Below are 16,045 nucleotides of genomic sequence, written 5' to 3'. Positions count from 1 at the left end.
GATCTCCCATTTAAAACAGCTTTTCTTTCATATTGATGCATATACTTAGGTCATCCCCATGTTTTTATATACAGACTTTGATCAAAATTTATTAAATGAACGTGTCGCACAGTTTCGCGACCAAACCCAGCGTTATTTAGAGGGAAAACTGACTGAAGAAGAATATCGTCCCTTACGCTTACAAAATGGTTTATATGTTCAACGCTATGCTCCTATGCTACGTTTGGCAGTGCCTTATGGCTTAATGAACTCAGTACAACTGCGGAAGGTGGCCGAGGTTGCACAGAAGTATGATCGTGGCTATGCACATATTTCAACGCGTCAAAATATTCAACTGAATTGGCCGCAGCTTGAAGATGTGCCTGATATTTTGCAGGAACTTGCTACGGTACACATGCATTCTATTCAGACCAGTGGTAACTGTATTCGAAACACCACCACAGACCAATATGCAGGTGTCGTTGAAGGGGAGCTCACAGATCCGCGCCCGACCTGCGAATTGATTCGCCAGTGGAGTACTTTCCATCCTGAGTTTTCATTCCTTCCGCGTAAATTTAAAATTGCGGTTTGTGCACACCCTGAGCAAGACCGTGCTGCTACGACCTTTCATGATGTGGGAGTCTATGTGGTGGAAAATGAAGCAGGGGAGTTGGGCTATCAAATTAAAGTCGGTGGCGGGCTTGGGCGTACACCTTTAGCGGGACATGTGATTAAGCCATTTTTAGCCCGTGAAGATTTAATTGCTTATTTAGATGCCATCATGCGTGTCTATAACCTGCATGGCCGCCGTGATAATAAATACAAAGCACGTATTAAAATTTTAGTGAAAGCCCTGACCCCAGCAGGTTTTGCTGAAAAAGTTGAAGCTGAGTTTGCACATACTCAAACACTACTCAAGGTTCAGCCCAGTGTCTTGGCGAAAATGGATGCGGTGTTTCAGCCATTTACCTATGAAGCTTTAGAACAATACGATTTTGAGGCTTTGTTCCAGCAGTATCCGAAGTTTAAACACTGGTTCAATATCAATACCCATGCACATAAAGTCGCGGGCTACCGCATTGTTACGATCAGCTTGAAACGGGCAGGTGTGGCGCCGGGGGATATGACTTCCGATGAAATGCGCTTAATTGCAGATTTGGCTGACCAATATACTTTTGGTGAGCTGCGAACCACGCATGAGCAAAATATTGCCTTAACTGACGTACGCCAAAAGGATCTGTTTGAACTGTGGCAAGTCTTGGATCGTGGCAATTTGGCTCGTGCACATATTGGCTTCCTGACCGACATGATTTGCTGTCCGGGTGGCGACTTTTGCTCATTGGCAAATGCCAAATCTATTCCAGTGTATGAAGCGATTGCTCGCCGTTTTGATGATTTGGATGCTTTATATCATTTAGGTAAAGTTGATTTAAATATTTCAGGCTGTATGAATGCATGTGGGCATCACCATGTTGGCAATATTGGTATTTTGGGTGTCGATAAAAAAGGCGCTGAATATTACCAAATTAGCTTAGGGGGTAACTCAGATCATGATGCATCCATTGGTGATATTTTAGGCCCTTCATTTCCCGCAGAAGATATTCCAGATGTGCTCGAAGAAATTTTAAATACTTATTTGGATTTGCGTTTGGAGCAAGAATCCTTTTTGGAAACTTATAAACGTGTCTCCATTCAGCCATTTAAACAACGGGCTTATGCGGACATCGGATGATGTTGGACGTCCAAACTCCGTTGAAAACGCTAAAAACCGCGAGCTACCAAATCATGACTATTTTGGCCGTTTGGAGCGGTGCTTATGTCTTGCAAAAGCTGTTGAATCTGCCTGTTGCGTCGGGTGTGTTGGGCTTCTTTCTACTGTTGTTCTTACTCGAAATGAAGTGGTTGAAATTAGCCCAGATTGAACGCGGTGCAGATTTATTACTGGCTGAACTGTTGCTATTTTTCATTCCGCCTGTGGTCGGTGTGATTCAGTATCAGGATTTATTGATCGCCAGTGGTTGGAAAATTCTACTGGTGATTTTGATCAGTACCGCTTTGGTCATGTTGGTTTCGGTATATACCGTCGCTATGTGCTTAAAGCAAGGCGACTCAAAACCAGAACAGACGATGCAGGAAAATCAAGATGACTGAGTTTTGGGGTGTTTTTTACTTGGCTTGGACCGTGCTGTGCTATGTCATGGCAAAGAGGCTCTTTGTTCGAACCCAAAAAATCTATTTGTCCCCGATTATTGTTGTGCCCATCTTGAGCATCGTACTGATTCTAATATTTCAGCACCAGTTCCAAGACTATTACCACTATACCCAGTACTTGGTGGCAATGCTTGGTCCAATTACGGTGGCTTTTGCTATTCCTGTTTTTCGTTATCGCCGTATGGTTCAGCAACATTTTAAAGTGTTGCTGTTCAGCTCCAGCTTCGCCATGTTGGTGGGTATTTTCAGCAGTTGGTTTTTGGCGAGTCTATTGGACTTTGATGACATCGTTAAAAATAGCTTGTTGGCGCGTTCCATTTCGATTCCTTTTGCTTTGGTGCTCACCGAAAAAGTGGGGGGATCCATCAGCCTGATTCCACTCTTTACTGTGATTACAGGTTTGGTAGGTATGTTGTTGGGAGATGTTCTGTTGTTATGGATGCGGTGCAAGAACAGAATTGCTTCGGGTACTGCACTGGGTAATGCTGCACATGCTATGGGTATTGCTCGGGCAAGACAGCGTCATGAATTAGAAGGCGTCATTGCCAGCCTTTCCATGATTATTTCAGGAATAATCATGGTGCTTTTTGCTCCTAGCGTGATCGTACTGACGAGATACATCCTTGGTGCTATAGCGTTTTAAATCAAAATAAGGAACCGTAGATGAATCCGATGTCACAGGCAAAGACAACGTTAAGCTCCCAAAGTTATGTTATGGCTTTTCTCTTTATTTTGCTCATGGTGGTAGCGGCTTATGGACTGAATGATCGTGAAATCATTCTGCCTGAAATGGCAGCGATGGCCGTTGGATTGTGGGCTTATCGAGATAAACAGTGGCTGAATCAGCCAGATAAAATTTTTATTTTACCGAGTCTGACTGCTGTAATCGGGTTCTGTATTAATTTGATGCCAATTTCATATCTATTCAAACTGGTTTTGGTTCTATGTGCCATGTTGTTGGTGATGCGGATGTTTAACTATATATTACCGCCAGCACTGGCCACGGGTTTCTTGCCGATTGTGACCCAAGCTTATGAACTATCGTTTTTGATTTCGATTTTTGTCACCAGTTTTATGCTGATGTTGGGTGTTGTGCTCTTTAAACTGAATCAGGGCATAGAGCGGAAAGGCAATTTTGATCGACGAAAAATAGGTGTGTATGCCAGTATTACTTTAATCGGTTTTGCACTCGCTGCTATTTTCAGGGTTGAAGCGATGGCACTGATTCCACCGATTACAGTGGTTGTGTATGAATCATTAAATATGATGATGTATTCGTTGAAAATGTATCTTAAGCAGATTGCTGTGTTGACACTGTCGATTTCAATTGCCGTGCTTATGCAGTTGTGGATTCAAGATGGGATAATACTCACCCTTATATATGCCTTTAATGTTTCTTTTGCTCAAGCTCTTTGATATGCGCATTCCTGCGGTATATGCCTTTCCATTTTTGGTTTTTGTCTTTCCTCAAGACAGTGTGATGCCTTTACCTGTTGCCTCCTGCCTGATGGCGAGTTTTTCACTCGGCTGTGTTTATGTCTATCGTAGCTATTTTCAAAATATGGGTATTGAGAAATCCTAAACATAGCTTTATGGTGATGGAGTAGCTGAAGTTTTTTCATCACTTCTGGTGCAGAAAAATTGGTTTAGTGTTGATTGAAAGTGATTAAAACTATAGCGCGGTATTCGTGTTTAAATTGAATGTATTTTACGGTACGGAATAGACTTGCTTCTCAAACATCAAAATGAGTAGTAGATGTACATAAAAATACGTTCAAATCAGCACATGTAGGATTTAAAGAAACGGTTTAATTTGGGATATGCTCATGGATGGTTTATCTGAATTTTCTTGGCAAAATATTAAATACAATTTTTACACGACTGGTGTGCTTCCAGAGATTGTGGAGCGAGATTCACCAATTTTACAAGCATGGGAAAGATCGAAAAAAGCGGGTTTAAGTCCTTTTTCTAAACTGACCTCGTTACATGATTTTCCTGTCGATCATCTGTCTTGTGAGGATGTCAGATTTGCTGCACTTGCTGAAGTCGTTTTAAACGATATTTGGCAGTTATTTGGACAGCAGGATGTTAGTGTTTTTTTAATTAATCAACAGCTTAAAATTATTGCCGAACGCCATAATCCAGACTTAGACGAGCAGTATCACTTTTTACGGACAGGTCGAGTGATTGATCCTTCTATATTTGGAGCAATTGCACCGACATGTAGTGTTTTGTCAAAACAGCCTATGATCATGACGGGACATCAGCATTATTTGGATGAATTTGCCAATTATTCTTGTGCGTCTGTGCCTATTTTTAATGGAGCAGGAGCAGTTTTAGGCGCTTTAGATATCACCTCACCGCAAGGGCTTTTGGCGAGCAATTGGCTTCGGCATTTACTCTATCAAAGTTATATTTTAGAAAATAAACTGATTCTTGCAGAACTCAAACCAAACCAACGTGTACTTTATTTCCAACATTCAAAAGACTTAATTGAAAATGCTTATACAGGCATGATCGTGCTGGATAATTATGGGCAAGTTGTGAAAGCCAATCAAATGGCATTGAAATTACTCAACTGTTCGATTGAACTGTTATTAGGTCGCGGTATTTACGATTTCTTTTTAACAAAGACATTGAGTCAGCTTGAGACAACTGGTTCATTTTTTATCCAAAGTCACGATCACGCATTTTTCTATGCAAAGTTGTATGCCTTGCATAGAGCCGAAATAAGACAGACCAAACAAATCGCTATGCAGCAGGTGCTTGATCAGGCCCTAAGAGCTTTAAAAGCAGATATTCCAGTGCTGATCACAGGAGAAACGGGTACGGGTAAAGACCACTTCGCACAGCAGTTACATCAAAAGCTGGATGCTGACTTACCTTTTATTTCCATTAACTGTGGCGCGATTCCTGACCATTTATTAGAGGCGGAGCTGTTTGGTTATGAAGGCGGTGCTTTTACAGGAGCAAAAAAGCAAGGTGAAAAAGGACTGATTGAACTGGCGGATCAAGGTATTTTGTTTCTCGATGAAATTGGTGATTTGCCCTTACATTTACAAGTCAAAATTTTACGCGTCTTGCAAGACCAACGGTTTTATCGGGTTGGGGGGCGAAAGCCGATTAAATCAGCATTTAAGTTATTATGTGCAACCCATCAAGACTTGAAAATGAAAATTGAACAGCAGACATTCCGTAGCGATTTATATTATCGGATCTGTGGTTTTCAAGTGCATCTGGAACCTTTACGTTTACGACAAGATAAGCAAGCGATTTTCCATCGTATTTTACATCAGTTTGGCATCTCGCAATGGTCAGCTCAAGTCGAGCAGCAGTTTCAGACCTATACATGGGCGGGGAATATCCGTGAGCTTATTCACATTGTAAGGTTATCGGCTGCGTTTAATGAGGGCGATGTTTTGACACAGCTTTATTTGCCTGAGTCCTCGGATGGTGTTCAAACGGCGAATCAGTCTATGCTAGCAGTGGAAAATCCAAACTTAAATGCGATGACCAAACAGATGGTCATGCAGGTATTAGATGAAGAAAATGGCAATATTGCACGCACGGCCAAGCGCTTAAATATTTCAAGAACAACGGTGTATAAATACATCAGCAGTTAGGTGTTATTACATAACTTAGCTTTGAGCTATCTAGCCCATATCTTTAGCTTTTACTGTTATTTAAACGCAATACTGTTTCGGACTTTGGGTCTAAGTTTCGTATACAGAGTACCAATTTACCTCAAGAGATTTTTTAAAATCTTAATTTACAGCAGGACTGTCCAGTAATTGGACAGTCCTTTTTTGGTATGTCTACTTTATGGACATGAGTAATTTTTACAAACACTCAAGTTATTGATATTTATTGATTAAATTTATGGCATGCATTCTGCAATAACTTTACAACTCATACTCGGTCAAGCAGGACGCTTGATGATTTTTGGCAAATGATCAATGCATTTAAAGGTCATTAAAACAAGCTCAAGAAAAGAGATGAGCCATTAAGGATAATTTGGATAAAAGGGAACATGTTATGCATTTTGGGAATAAAAATGCGGGATTACTCATACTTGGTGTTTTGTGCGCATCACAGAGTCATGCCATTGATGTGAATGTTGGGGATTATACAACCCTCCCGAGCGGAACCAATCTTGGGGTTTTTTATTATCAACATAGTGAAATGGATGGTTACTACCAAAAGGGTGATAAAACCCATGCTGATTCTCGCTCAGATATTGGTATTGCACGTTTCATTCATTACACCGACATCGCAGGTTTACGTGCAACGCCGCAAGTGGTTATTCCTTTTGGATCGGTGCGAAATACTCAAATTGGTGATGCAGATTTGAATAATGCATCGGGTTTTGCAGATCCGATTATAGCCTCTGCTTTTTGGTTGATTAATCAACCTGAACAAGGGGCTTCGGGTCGCTATCTCGCGGTAACTCCATTTATTTATTTACCGCTTGGACAATACGATAAAAATGATGCCGTGAATCTGGGTGAAAACCGTTTTAAATATGATGTGCAGTTGGCTTGGGTACAACCGCTTTATGGCAAATGGGGCTTTGAGTTTTATCAAGATGCAATTTGGTATGGAGACAATGATAAAGCAGGCAGTGGCAATCAGACCCTGTCTCAAGACACCAGTTATCAAACACAGGTCAATTTACGTTATGACTTAAATGCCAAGCAGCGATTTGCCTTGGGATATGCAGCCAGCTATGGCGGTGAACAATCTTTGGATGGCATTCAGCTCAATCAAAACATGGAAAAGCAACAGGCTCGATTTGAGTTCCAGCACATGATGAATGCCAAAATGCAATTGAGTGCACAGTTGGTTTCAGACACGCAGGTCGAAAGTGGGTTGAAGAAAGAGTTTGGACTAAACTTTCGACTTTTTTACATTTTTTAATTCAAAGCATGTGCGATGACAACACATCCATTGCTTCAGTTCTGCAACGATGAAAATGGATGGATGTGTGGATTGTTTAGGTCAATTTTCAAGAGGTGATTATGTCGATATTAGCAAAAGAGATTTGGGATAAAAAACTATTCAACGGTTCATGGCAACCAGCCCAACAGACGTATAGCGTGGTTGAGGTGGCGACAGGTCAAGAATTGGGCGAAATTGGCTATGCTTCCTCTCAAGATGTGGTAGAGGCAGCGCAACAGGCAAAAACTGCACAGCAGGCATGGTGGGCACTGAGTTATCAAGAACGCCAAGCGGTATTTGAGCGGGCAGCCATTTTACTCACGGAACACCAAGCAGATGTAATTGAATTGTTGGTGAAAGAAAGTGGTTCTTTACTGCTTAAAGCAGGTTTTGAAGTCAGTATTTCTATTCAAGTGCTCAAGCATTGTATCGGTTTACCTGCTGCGGATCAGGGCACAGTCCTGCCAACCCAAAATGGGAAACTCAGCATTGCAAAACGCTTACCGCTTGGTGTGGTTGGGGTGATTTCACCTTTTAATTTTCCACTCTATTTAGCATTACGTGCAGTTGCACCTGCATTAGCACTGGGTAATGCAGTGGTACTTAAACCAGATGAACGCACAGCTGTGTGTAGTGGTTATGCGATTGCACGTATTTTTGAACTTGCAGGACTCCCGAAAGGTCTGTTGCATGTCTTACCGGGTGGAGCTGAAGTCGGAGAAGCACTGACACTGGATAAAAATATTGCCAGTATTCAGTTTACGGGTTCAACAAATGTCGGGCGTATAGTCGGCGCCAATGCTGCAAAAACCTTGAAAAAAGTCTCATTAGAGTTAGGCGGTAAAAACTCGCTGATTATTCTAGATGATGCGGATATCGAGTTGGCTGCTGAAAATATCGCATGGGGTGCATTTTTGCACTCAGGTCAAATCTGTATGACTTCAGGCAAAATTTTGATTCATCAGAAAATTTATGCACAAGTCAAACAGCGTGTAATTGAAAAAGTGAAAAATTTTGTGGTGGGTAACCCGAGTGAAAGTCATGTCACCATTGGCCCTCTGATTAATGCTAAACAAGCGCAACGTGTCGAACAATTAGTCAATGCAGCAGTTGCAGAGGGCGCAACATTGGAAATAGGCGGATGTGCCAATGGCGTATTTTTTGAACCAACTGTGCTTTCGGATGTGACGGCCAATAACTCAATTTTTAGTGAAGAAATTTTTGGCCCTGTGGCAGTGCTGATTCCTTTTAGCACAGATGAACAAGCGATTGAACTTGCTAACGATGGAGACTACGGGCTTTCAGCCGGTGTGATTAGCTCAAATGTGGGACGTGCGATGCAGCTGGGGGCACAGCTCAAAGTCGGTTTACTACACATCAACGATCAAACGGTGAATGATGAAACAGTCAATCCATTTGGTGGTTTCGGCTCATCAGGAAACGGAACGCGTATCGGTGGCCCTGCCAATGCCGATGAATTTACCCAATGGCAGTGGATGACTGTACAGACGCAAGCACCACATTATCCTTTTTAATCAGTTGAATCATTTATTACAGGAAGTAATCGTATGAACGAAATGAAAGAAATTATTGCCGCAGTGACGGCATGTAAAGGTGCAGACTTTGAATTGCAAGCACTTAAAATCCGTCAGCCTCAAGGCGATGAAGTACTGGTGAAAGTGGTGGCTACAGGTATGTGCCATACCGACTTAATTGTCCGTGATCAATATTATCCTGTACCACTGCCTGCTGTTCTTGGTCATGAGGGAGCAGGGATTATTGAGGCCATTGGTCCGAATGTCACTGACCTGCAAGTGGGTGATCATGTGGTGTTGAGTTATGGCTATTGTGGTAAATGTACTCAGTGTAATACGGGCAACCCTGCTTATTGCGCAGAGTTCTTTGGTCGCAACTTCAGTGGTGCTGACCTAGACGGACACAGTGCAATTTGTACCCATGATCATGCCGTCGTACATGATCATTTTTTTGCTCAGTCTTCCTTTGCGACTTATGCGTTAAGCCGTGAAAATAATGCAGTGAAGGTCACTAAAGAGGTTCCACTTGAACTACTTGGGCCTTTAGGGTGTGGTATCCAAACAGGTGCGGGCGCATGTATCAATGCCCTCAAAGTAACACCTGCGAGTAGCTTTGTGACATGGGGCGCCGGTGCAGTAGGTCTAAGCGCTTTGCTTGCAGCAAAAGTCTGTGGTGCTGCAACGATTATTGCTGTAGACATTGTCGAATCACGTTTGGAGCTGGCTAAACAATTGGGTGCAACCCATGTGATTAATAGCAAAACGCAAGATCCTGTGGCGGTGATCAAAGAGATTACAGGCGGTGGAATCAACTTCGCGCTTGAGTCTACTGGGCGACCTGAAATCTTAAAACAGGGCATAGATGCACTCGGGATTTTAGGCAAAATTGCAGTGGTTGGTGCGCCACCTTTAGGCACTACCGCTCAGTTTGATGTGAATGATTTATTGTTGGGTGGAAAAACCATTTTGGGTGTGGTTGAAGGCAGTGGCGCACCGAAGAAATTTATTCCTGAGTTAGTCACGCTGTATCAACAAGGTAAATTTCCGTTTGATCAACTAGTAAAGTTCTATGCCTTTGATGACATCAATCAAGCCGCGATAGACAGTCATAAAGGAGTTACGCTAAAGCCTATTATTAAAATCGGCTGATGTTTAATGACCTGATCATATTGATGTGATCAGGTCATTCCTTTTAAAAAGTTATCAAAAATAAATTCAGGGAACAGAACAATGGTGGATCAACCTTTTGTGCTAAATACCAATACCATGCCATGGGAATTTATTCCCATTCCTTTTTTAAACAGTGAATTACCTGTTAAGACCTGCTTGCAAGATCCAGATACTGGCATGATGATTTGGAAGTTACGTTATCCAGCTGGATTTAGGACAGTGGAGCATTGGCATCATTGTGCGCATGGCATGTATGTATTAGAGGGACATTTGGTCACCAGTCAGGGTGAGTTTGGGCCAGGAAATTTTGTGTGGTTTCCTGAGGGTTCTGTAATGTTTCATGGTGCGCGAAGCGATAATGATGCCTTAATGCTCTTTATCACCAATAAACCCTTTGATATTCACTTCACCGCAGAAGAAGGACTGCTTAACCTTTCGGTTGAAAGTTAATATTTACCACAGATGAGAAGATTAAGCGGTTTTAAATTCAAATGCTTTGCATTCAACACTCAATATATTTCAGTTTAAAAATAAGTCTGTACTAACGTTGGATGACATGTTCAGAAGTGATCATGTCATATTACTTTTTACAGGGGCTTATGATTCTAATGAATAAAAAATGCTCCCAATGAGTAGCCACTTAAACAATATTATTTGAATCGAAAGCATTTGGATAAATACATTTGATCAACGTATCTAAGGCATTTTGGATACTGTCATTGATTTCAAAGGAACAATTGATGCGAATATGATGCGGCACGTGATCAGTTTGATAAAATAAAGAACCCGGTGCAATGCTGATATTTTTCTCTAAGAGTTGCTCATAAATTACATTACCATTCACTTGCTCGGGCAGGGTAATCCATAAAAAATAACCCGATGGATAATAATGAATTTGATAATCTTCAGACAAATGCTCAGATAAATAAGTGTAATACTGATTTTTTAGACGTTTTAAGGTGTTACGCAAAGTTTTTAAGTGTTTTTCATAATGTCGATGCGACAAATAATCGACCAAGGCATTTTGAATAAATGAGTTGACGGAAAGTGTGCTCATCAGTTGTAAATGCTGAATATGCTCTGAAAACTTACCCGCATAGACCCAACCAATTCGAAAACCCGCACCCAAAGTTTTTGAAAAAGAAGAGCAGTGTAGAACCAAATTTTTCTGATCAAAGTATTTCATCGAGAGCGGTTTTTTATGATCAAAATAAAGCTCTTCATAAACATCGTCTTCAATCAGATAAATATCACGTTCATGCAACAGTTTTGCCAGTTGATATTTGATTTCATCACTTACAGTAAAACCAATCGGATTATGGCTATTGAGCATGAGCAGGCAGACTTTAATTGGATAGCGCTCAATTGCATCTTTAAAAGCTTCGAGGTCAATACCATGCTCGTCATGTTCAGGAATACTAATAACTTTAAGACCCAAATGTTCCGCAGCTTGCCAAGCACCATAAAATATTGTTTTTTGAAGCAAAATATAATCACCCGGTTGGGTCATAGCCTGCAAAGAAAGATTTAAAGCATCCAACCCGCCTGAGGTAATCACAATATCGGATGGATCCGTCGGAATCCCTTGCATGCAGTAGCGTTGGGCAATCAGTTTCCGTAACTCAAAGTTACCTGGGGGTAAACTCGGCATTTGTTCATAACTAAGACGGTGCTTGGCACGTTGTCCTAAGGTTTGCATTAGCTTGGCTGAGTATAAGAGTTGGCTGTTGGGAAAAGCGATGCCAAAGGGAATCATCTTTTCAGATTGAATGGATTTTAAGTATCTGAAAATTTTAGAGTTGATTTCAATTTTTTCATTGAGGACAACACTATTGGCATTATGCTCTGACTGAGCATCACCAGTGACAAAGTAACCGAGTTTTTCTTGTGAATAAATCAGCCCCTGCGCTTCGAGTTCCTGATAGGCATTCATCACGGTCATGAGGCTGAAGCCTGATGTTTCCGCTTGCTGGCGCAGAGAAGGTAACTTGTCGTTCGGTTTCCAAAAACCACTCTCAATCAAATGTTTTAGGCTGAGCGCAAGTTTTTCTGATTTATACATATGGCGGTCGCTACAATTAAAAAGCACAGGACCGATATCTAAGGTCCCATGCTCGATTCATAAAAATGATTAATTTAGTATGCAAAACTCAGCATGAGCTTGAAGAAACCCGCAATAAGTGCGAGAGAGATCACGCCAAAGCACCATAATAAAATAAACCATAATTGTGGGCTGAGTCGATCCACAAATTTTTTCATGTTTATCTCCTCTATTAATGATAGCCCTGATCTCCAATACGGACTTTGTCACGGAATACCCAATAAGACAAGAACGTATAGGCTAGGATGATAGGGATTAAAATGGCAGCACCGACCAAAGTGAATTTTAAACTCGACTCAGGCGCAGCCGCTTGCCAAATATTGACCGATGGCGGAATAATATTCGGCCATAAACTAATCACGAAGCCTGTAAAGGCTAAAAACACCAAAGCTAAGGTATAAATAAAGGGCTTGAGGTCATGTTGCTTTTTACATGCAGATAAAATTAATCCAACGAATAACAAGACCAAAATGGGCACGGGGCTAAAATAAAATAAGTTCGGTAAAGAGAACCAGCGCTGTGCAATTTCAGGATGAGTCAGGGGCGTATATAAACTGACCGCACCAAAAATAATGAGCAAAGCTATGATCAAGCGTGGCATTAGATGATACATACGCTGTTGTAAGTCTTTCTCTGTTTTCCAAATAAGCCAGCCGCAGCCTAAAGTGGCGTACATCACCACGACCCCAATGCCTGTAAACACGCTAAATGGAGTCAACCAGTCCAATACGCCGCCACTATAAATACCGTTGCTGGTCTGTATACCTTGGATATAGGCGCCTAAGATCACACCTTGGAAAAAGCTCGATAAGATAGAACCCCAAATAAATGCGAGATCCCAAAGGTATTTGGTTCGAGTGGCTTTGAAGCGAAATTCAAAGGCGACACCTCGGAAAATCAAGGCCACTACCATAAAGATAATGGGTAAATACAGTGCCGATAAAACGGTTGAATAGACCAAAGGAAATGCAGCGAATAACCCAGCACCACCCAGTACCATCCATGTTTCATTGCCATCCCAAACAGGCGCGACCGTGTTCATCATCACATCACGCTCTTGACTACCGTGAATGAACGGGAACAGGATGCCAATCCCTAAGTCAAAGCCATCCATAACCACATAGATGAGTACACCGAGTCCGATAATTCCGACCCACACCATAACGAGATCAATCATGCGGTTTCTCCTTGCTATCTGGAGTAGAGCGATTTGTTGAATCAAGTGATTCATCTACAGCGCTTAGCGGACGTAAAGGGGTTTTAAAATGACCTGGACCTACTTCTTGAACAGCATCTAAGGGAGTGGAAAATGAAGGCCCGAGCTTGATTAAGCGCAACATATAGTAAATACCCGCACCAAATACCACGGTATAAACCAAGACAAAGATGATGAGACTTAATCCGACCTGATCTGCTGTAACTGTATGCGACAAGCCCTCTTTTGTACGAATTACCCCATACACTACCCAAGGTTGGCGACCGACCTCGGTGGTGACCCAACCTGCTAGGAGCGCGATATAACCTGTAGGTCCCATAATAATGGCAAACTTATGAAACCAACTGCTTTCATATAAGGCGCCTTTTTTACGTAGCCACAGTGCTGTGAGCGAGAGTAGAACCATCAACATGCCCAACCCGACCATGACACGAAAGCTCCAAAATACAATTAAGGCATTTGGACGGTCTTCGGGTGAAAAATCTTTTAAGCCTGTGACTTGACCTTCTAGTGAATGGGTAAGAATCAAACTACCTACATAAGGAATTCCAATTTCAAGATCATTCGACTCTGTTTCCATATTTGGTAAAGCGAAGAGTAGTAAAGGCATAGCATGGTCACGGTTGGTTTCCCAATGCCCTTCAATGGCTGCCAACTTTGCAGGTTGGTGCTTTAAAGTATTTAAACCGTGATGATCACCAATCACAACTTGCAGACAAGATGTGATCAGTACCATCCATAAGCCCATGGAAAAGGACTTTTTCACCAACTCATCGCGACGGCCTTTGAACAAATGCCATGCTGCGGTGCCCACAACCAGCAAGCCAGACACAAGGAATGCTGCCGTTGCCATATGTGCAAAGCGATAGGGGAAGGAGGGGTTAAATACAATCGCCCACCAGTCTGTCGGGACAATAATGCCGTTTTCGATGGCAAAGCCCTGAGGGGTTTGCATCCAACTGTTGGAAGACAAAATCCAGAACATGGAGATACAGGTGCCGATAGCAACCATTAAGGTGGCAAAGAAGTGGGCTTTGGGACCGACACGCCCCCAACCAAAGAGCATAATCCCCAAGAAACCTGCTTCCAAAAAGAATGCACTTAAAACCTCATAGGTAAGGAGAGGGCCTGTGACACTTCCAGCGATGCGAGAGAATTCACTCCAATTAGTACCGAACTGATAGGCCATGACGACCCCAGAAACGACGCCCATGGCGAATGCAACAGCAAAAATCTTAATCCAATATTTAAATAAATCTTTGTAAATTGGATTTTGAGTGCGTAGCCATTTCCATTCCAGCATGGCGAGAAAGCACGCCAAACCAATGGATGTAGCAGGAAAAATAATATGAAAAGAAACAGTAAAGGCAAATTGAATTCTTGCCAACTCAAGTGCAGTTAATCCAAGACTCATAGCATTCTCCATGCTTGGCGAGAGTATCTGCATGGAGATACTTCATCGCTGTCTAGATAAGAGTGATCAAAAAGCATAGATCGTTTCATGAAAAACTACCTACTTAGAATATTCATCCAAATCTTGCATGAGAATGTAATGTAGAAGTAGGTACAAGAATCGTAGATAAAAATATAACAAAATGGATTCATCGCAAGTTCTTGTTATATTTTTCGAACTCTTTTTTGATCAGTTTATTTTTATTCCTTATTTAAAAATATACAGAAAGTTCTGGCAGGCAGTCAGTTAAAAAATGTTATTCAAAGTTTGTATCGCGTGTCTTAGCATTATTTGGCTTGGTGTGAAACGAGCATATTAAGATCCCTATAGAAAGTCATTTTGTTACGCGACTTTAGCATTGGTTTGAAGTTGTTTTTATCTAATATAAGAATGGTGAGCAGAATAAGGTGCGATCTGAAAAGAGGGAGTCGAAACTCCCTCACACTTGAGGTGCTTAATGTGCCAGAAAGTTTGCTGCTTCATCAATTAGATCAGATACTTCTTTGGGTTGAGAGGCAAGCGAAGCATGACTTGCATTTAACGAAATAACTTTTTGCGCATTAAGACGTGAAGACATCATCGCTTGGTTTTCAGGGTGGATCATGCGGTCTTCGGTTGAGATTTGATACCACGATGGTTTGATTTTCCATGCTGGATTTGAAATTGTATCGCCAAAAGTACTGGCAACAGGGGCTTTCTGAGTGATTCCCATCACTAAGCCTTCATCATTTGTTAAGTCTTGACAAAAGCTTTCATGATATTTATCTGCTTTTACCCAAAGATAGCCGTCACTATCAGGTTCTAAATTGGGTGCTCCTACGGGCAAATGCAGTTGGGTAATCCCACCTGGACTTTCTCCTGTATCTGGAGCAAATGCTGCAATATACACTAAGCCGACGACATTCGGCTGATTGCCTACTTCGGTTATGACAGCTCCGCCGTAGGAGTGACCGACCAGAAGAACATCACCTTGCACTTGTGCAATCATTTTACGAGTTCGTTCGACATCGTCTGCTAAAGACGTAAGCGGAAGTTCAACGGCTTTCAATGCGGTATAACCGCGGTGAGATAAATTGGTAATAACTTTAGACCAATGGGCTGCACCGCCCCAAAATCCATGTACAAATATAATTGTAGGCTTATTATTCATATTCTATTCCCTAGACTAAATTATCATCTTATCGTGAAAAATTTAAGGAGACTAGTTTGGTTTTATGCTGCTCTGTATTGTTAAATTTAACTGATTGTAAGTTAAAAAGATGAGTGGGCTAAATTTTCGCAGTCATTTTTGAAAACATATTTATTATTTAAATACTTAATTTTTATATTGAATCTAAGATTTAGTAAAACGTAGGGCATAACCTTTTATCGGTTTATTTTAAGGGATTCTAGTATCTTTTATTAGATTTGAAGGTTGTAGGTTGAGCTGAGCAGCTTATGCC

The 16,045-nt window shown here is 41.6% G+C and carries 15 protein-coding genes; 10 read left to right on the top strand and 5 right to left on the bottom strand.

The window, feature by feature from the left end; all coding sequences use genetic code 11:
- Positions 1-58 precede the first annotated feature (58 nt).
- The 10 genes from B9T36_RS06400 to B9T36_RS06360 all read left to right on the top strand — a co-directional run bounded on the left by B9T36_RS06400 (position 59) and on the right by B9T36_RS06360 (position 10,283).
- Positions 59-1,711 carry a nitrite/sulfite reductase gene (locus tag B9T36_RS06400; protein ID WP_086208678.1) on the top strand — a complete coding sequence of 551 codons (1,653 nt, stop codon included), beginning with the start codon at positions 59-61 and terminating at the stop codon, positions 1,709-1,711.
- The gene (locus tag B9T36_RS06395) at positions 1,711-2,130 is read left to right on the top strand and encodes a CidA/LrgA family protein (protein ID WP_086208896.1); all 420 of its coding nucleotides are present in this window, start codon (positions 1,711-1,713) and stop codon (positions 2,128-2,130) included. The genes B9T36_RS06400 and B9T36_RS06395 overlap by 1 nt, the downstream gene beginning before the upstream one ends.
- Entirely contained in the window at positions 2,123-2,833 is a 711-nt protein-coding gene (locus B9T36_RS06390) for an LrgB family protein (protein ID WP_086208677.1), read from the top strand. Before B9T36_RS06395 ends, B9T36_RS06390 begins: the two co-directional genes overlap by 8 nt.
- 20 nt (positions 2,834-2,853) lie before the next feature.
- Entirely contained in the window at positions 2,854-3,606 is a 753-nt protein-coding gene (locus B9T36_RS06385; RefSeq protein ID WP_228146975.1) for an HPP family protein, read from the top strand.
- Position 3,607: 1 nt separating this feature from the next.
- Entirely contained in the window at positions 3,608-3,772 is a 165-nt protein-coding gene (locus tag B9T36_RS19235; RefSeq protein WP_228146974.1) for a hypothetical protein, read from the top strand.
- Positions 3,773-4,016: 244 nt separating this feature from the next.
- On the top strand, positions 4,017-5,813 hold the full coding sequence (locus B9T36_RS06380) for a sigma-54-dependent Fis family transcriptional regulator (protein WP_086208676.1): 1,797 nt from the start codon (positions 4,017-4,019) through the stop codon (positions 5,811-5,813).
- A 412-nt stretch (positions 5,814-6,225) separates the two neighbouring features.
- Positions 6,226-7,107 carry a transporter gene (locus B9T36_RS06375; RefSeq protein WP_086208675.1) on the top strand — a complete coding sequence of 294 codons (882 nt, stop codon included), beginning with the start codon at positions 6,226-6,228 and terminating at the stop codon, positions 7,105-7,107.
- 101 nt (positions 7,108-7,208) lie between these two features.
- Complete coding sequence (locus tag B9T36_RS06370; protein ID WP_086208674.1) at positions 7,209-8,663, top strand: benzaldehyde dehydrogenase; 1,455 nt, start codon at positions 7,209-7,211, stop codon at positions 8,661-8,663.
- 33 nt (positions 8,664-8,696) lie between these two features.
- Entirely contained in the window at positions 8,697-9,812 is a 1,116-nt protein-coding gene (locus B9T36_RS06365; protein WP_086208673.1) for an NAD(P)-dependent alcohol dehydrogenase, read from the top strand.
- 81 nt (positions 9,813-9,893) lie between these two features.
- A complete protein-coding gene (locus B9T36_RS06360) occupies positions 9,894-10,283 on the top strand; it encodes a cupin domain-containing protein (RefSeq protein WP_139841346.1) in 390 nt (129 codons plus the stop codon).
- Positions 10,284-10,473: 190 nt separating this feature from the next.
- Here B9T36_RS06360 and B9T36_RS06355 read toward each other — a convergent pair whose 3' ends face one another.
- The 5 genes from B9T36_RS06355 to B9T36_RS06335 form a co-directional block, all read right to left on the bottom strand.
- Positions 10,474-11,895, bottom strand: a complete 1,422-nt coding sequence (locus B9T36_RS06355; protein ID WP_086208671.1) for a PLP-dependent aminotransferase family protein — start codon at positions 11,893-11,895, stop codon at positions 10,474-10,476.
- A gap of 74 nt (positions 11,896-11,969) precedes the next feature.
- Positions 11,970-12,092, bottom strand: coding sequence for a DUF2474 family protein (locus B9T36_RS06350; protein WP_086208670.1), 123 nt, complete (start codon positions 12,090-12,092; stop codon positions 11,970-11,972).
- 14 nt (positions 12,093-12,106) lie between these two features.
- A complete protein-coding gene (gene cydB / locus B9T36_RS06345; protein WP_086208669.1) occupies positions 12,107-13,111 on the bottom strand; it encodes a cytochrome d ubiquinol oxidase subunit II in 1,005 nt (334 codons plus the stop codon).
- On the bottom strand, positions 13,104-14,564 hold the full coding sequence (locus B9T36_RS06340) for a cytochrome ubiquinol oxidase subunit I (RefSeq protein WP_086208668.1): 1,461 nt from the start codon (positions 14,562-14,564) through the stop codon (positions 13,104-13,106). The genes cydB and B9T36_RS06340 overlap by 8 nt, the downstream gene beginning before the upstream one ends.
- Positions 14,565-15,057: 493 nt before the next feature.
- Positions 15,058-15,753, bottom strand: coding sequence for an alpha/beta hydrolase (locus tag B9T36_RS06335; RefSeq protein WP_086208667.1), 696 nt, complete (start codon positions 15,751-15,753; stop codon positions 15,058-15,060).
- Positions 15,754-16,045 lie beyond the last annotated feature (292 nt).

This window comes from Acinetobacter sp. ANC 4204 (assembly GCF_002135205.1).
Taxonomy (GTDB): domain Bacteria; phylum Pseudomonadota; class Gammaproteobacteria; order Pseudomonadales; family Moraxellaceae; genus Acinetobacter.
The sequence above is the reverse complement of the archived record's forward strand: the minus strand, read 5'-3'. Positions and strand labels throughout refer to the sequence as shown.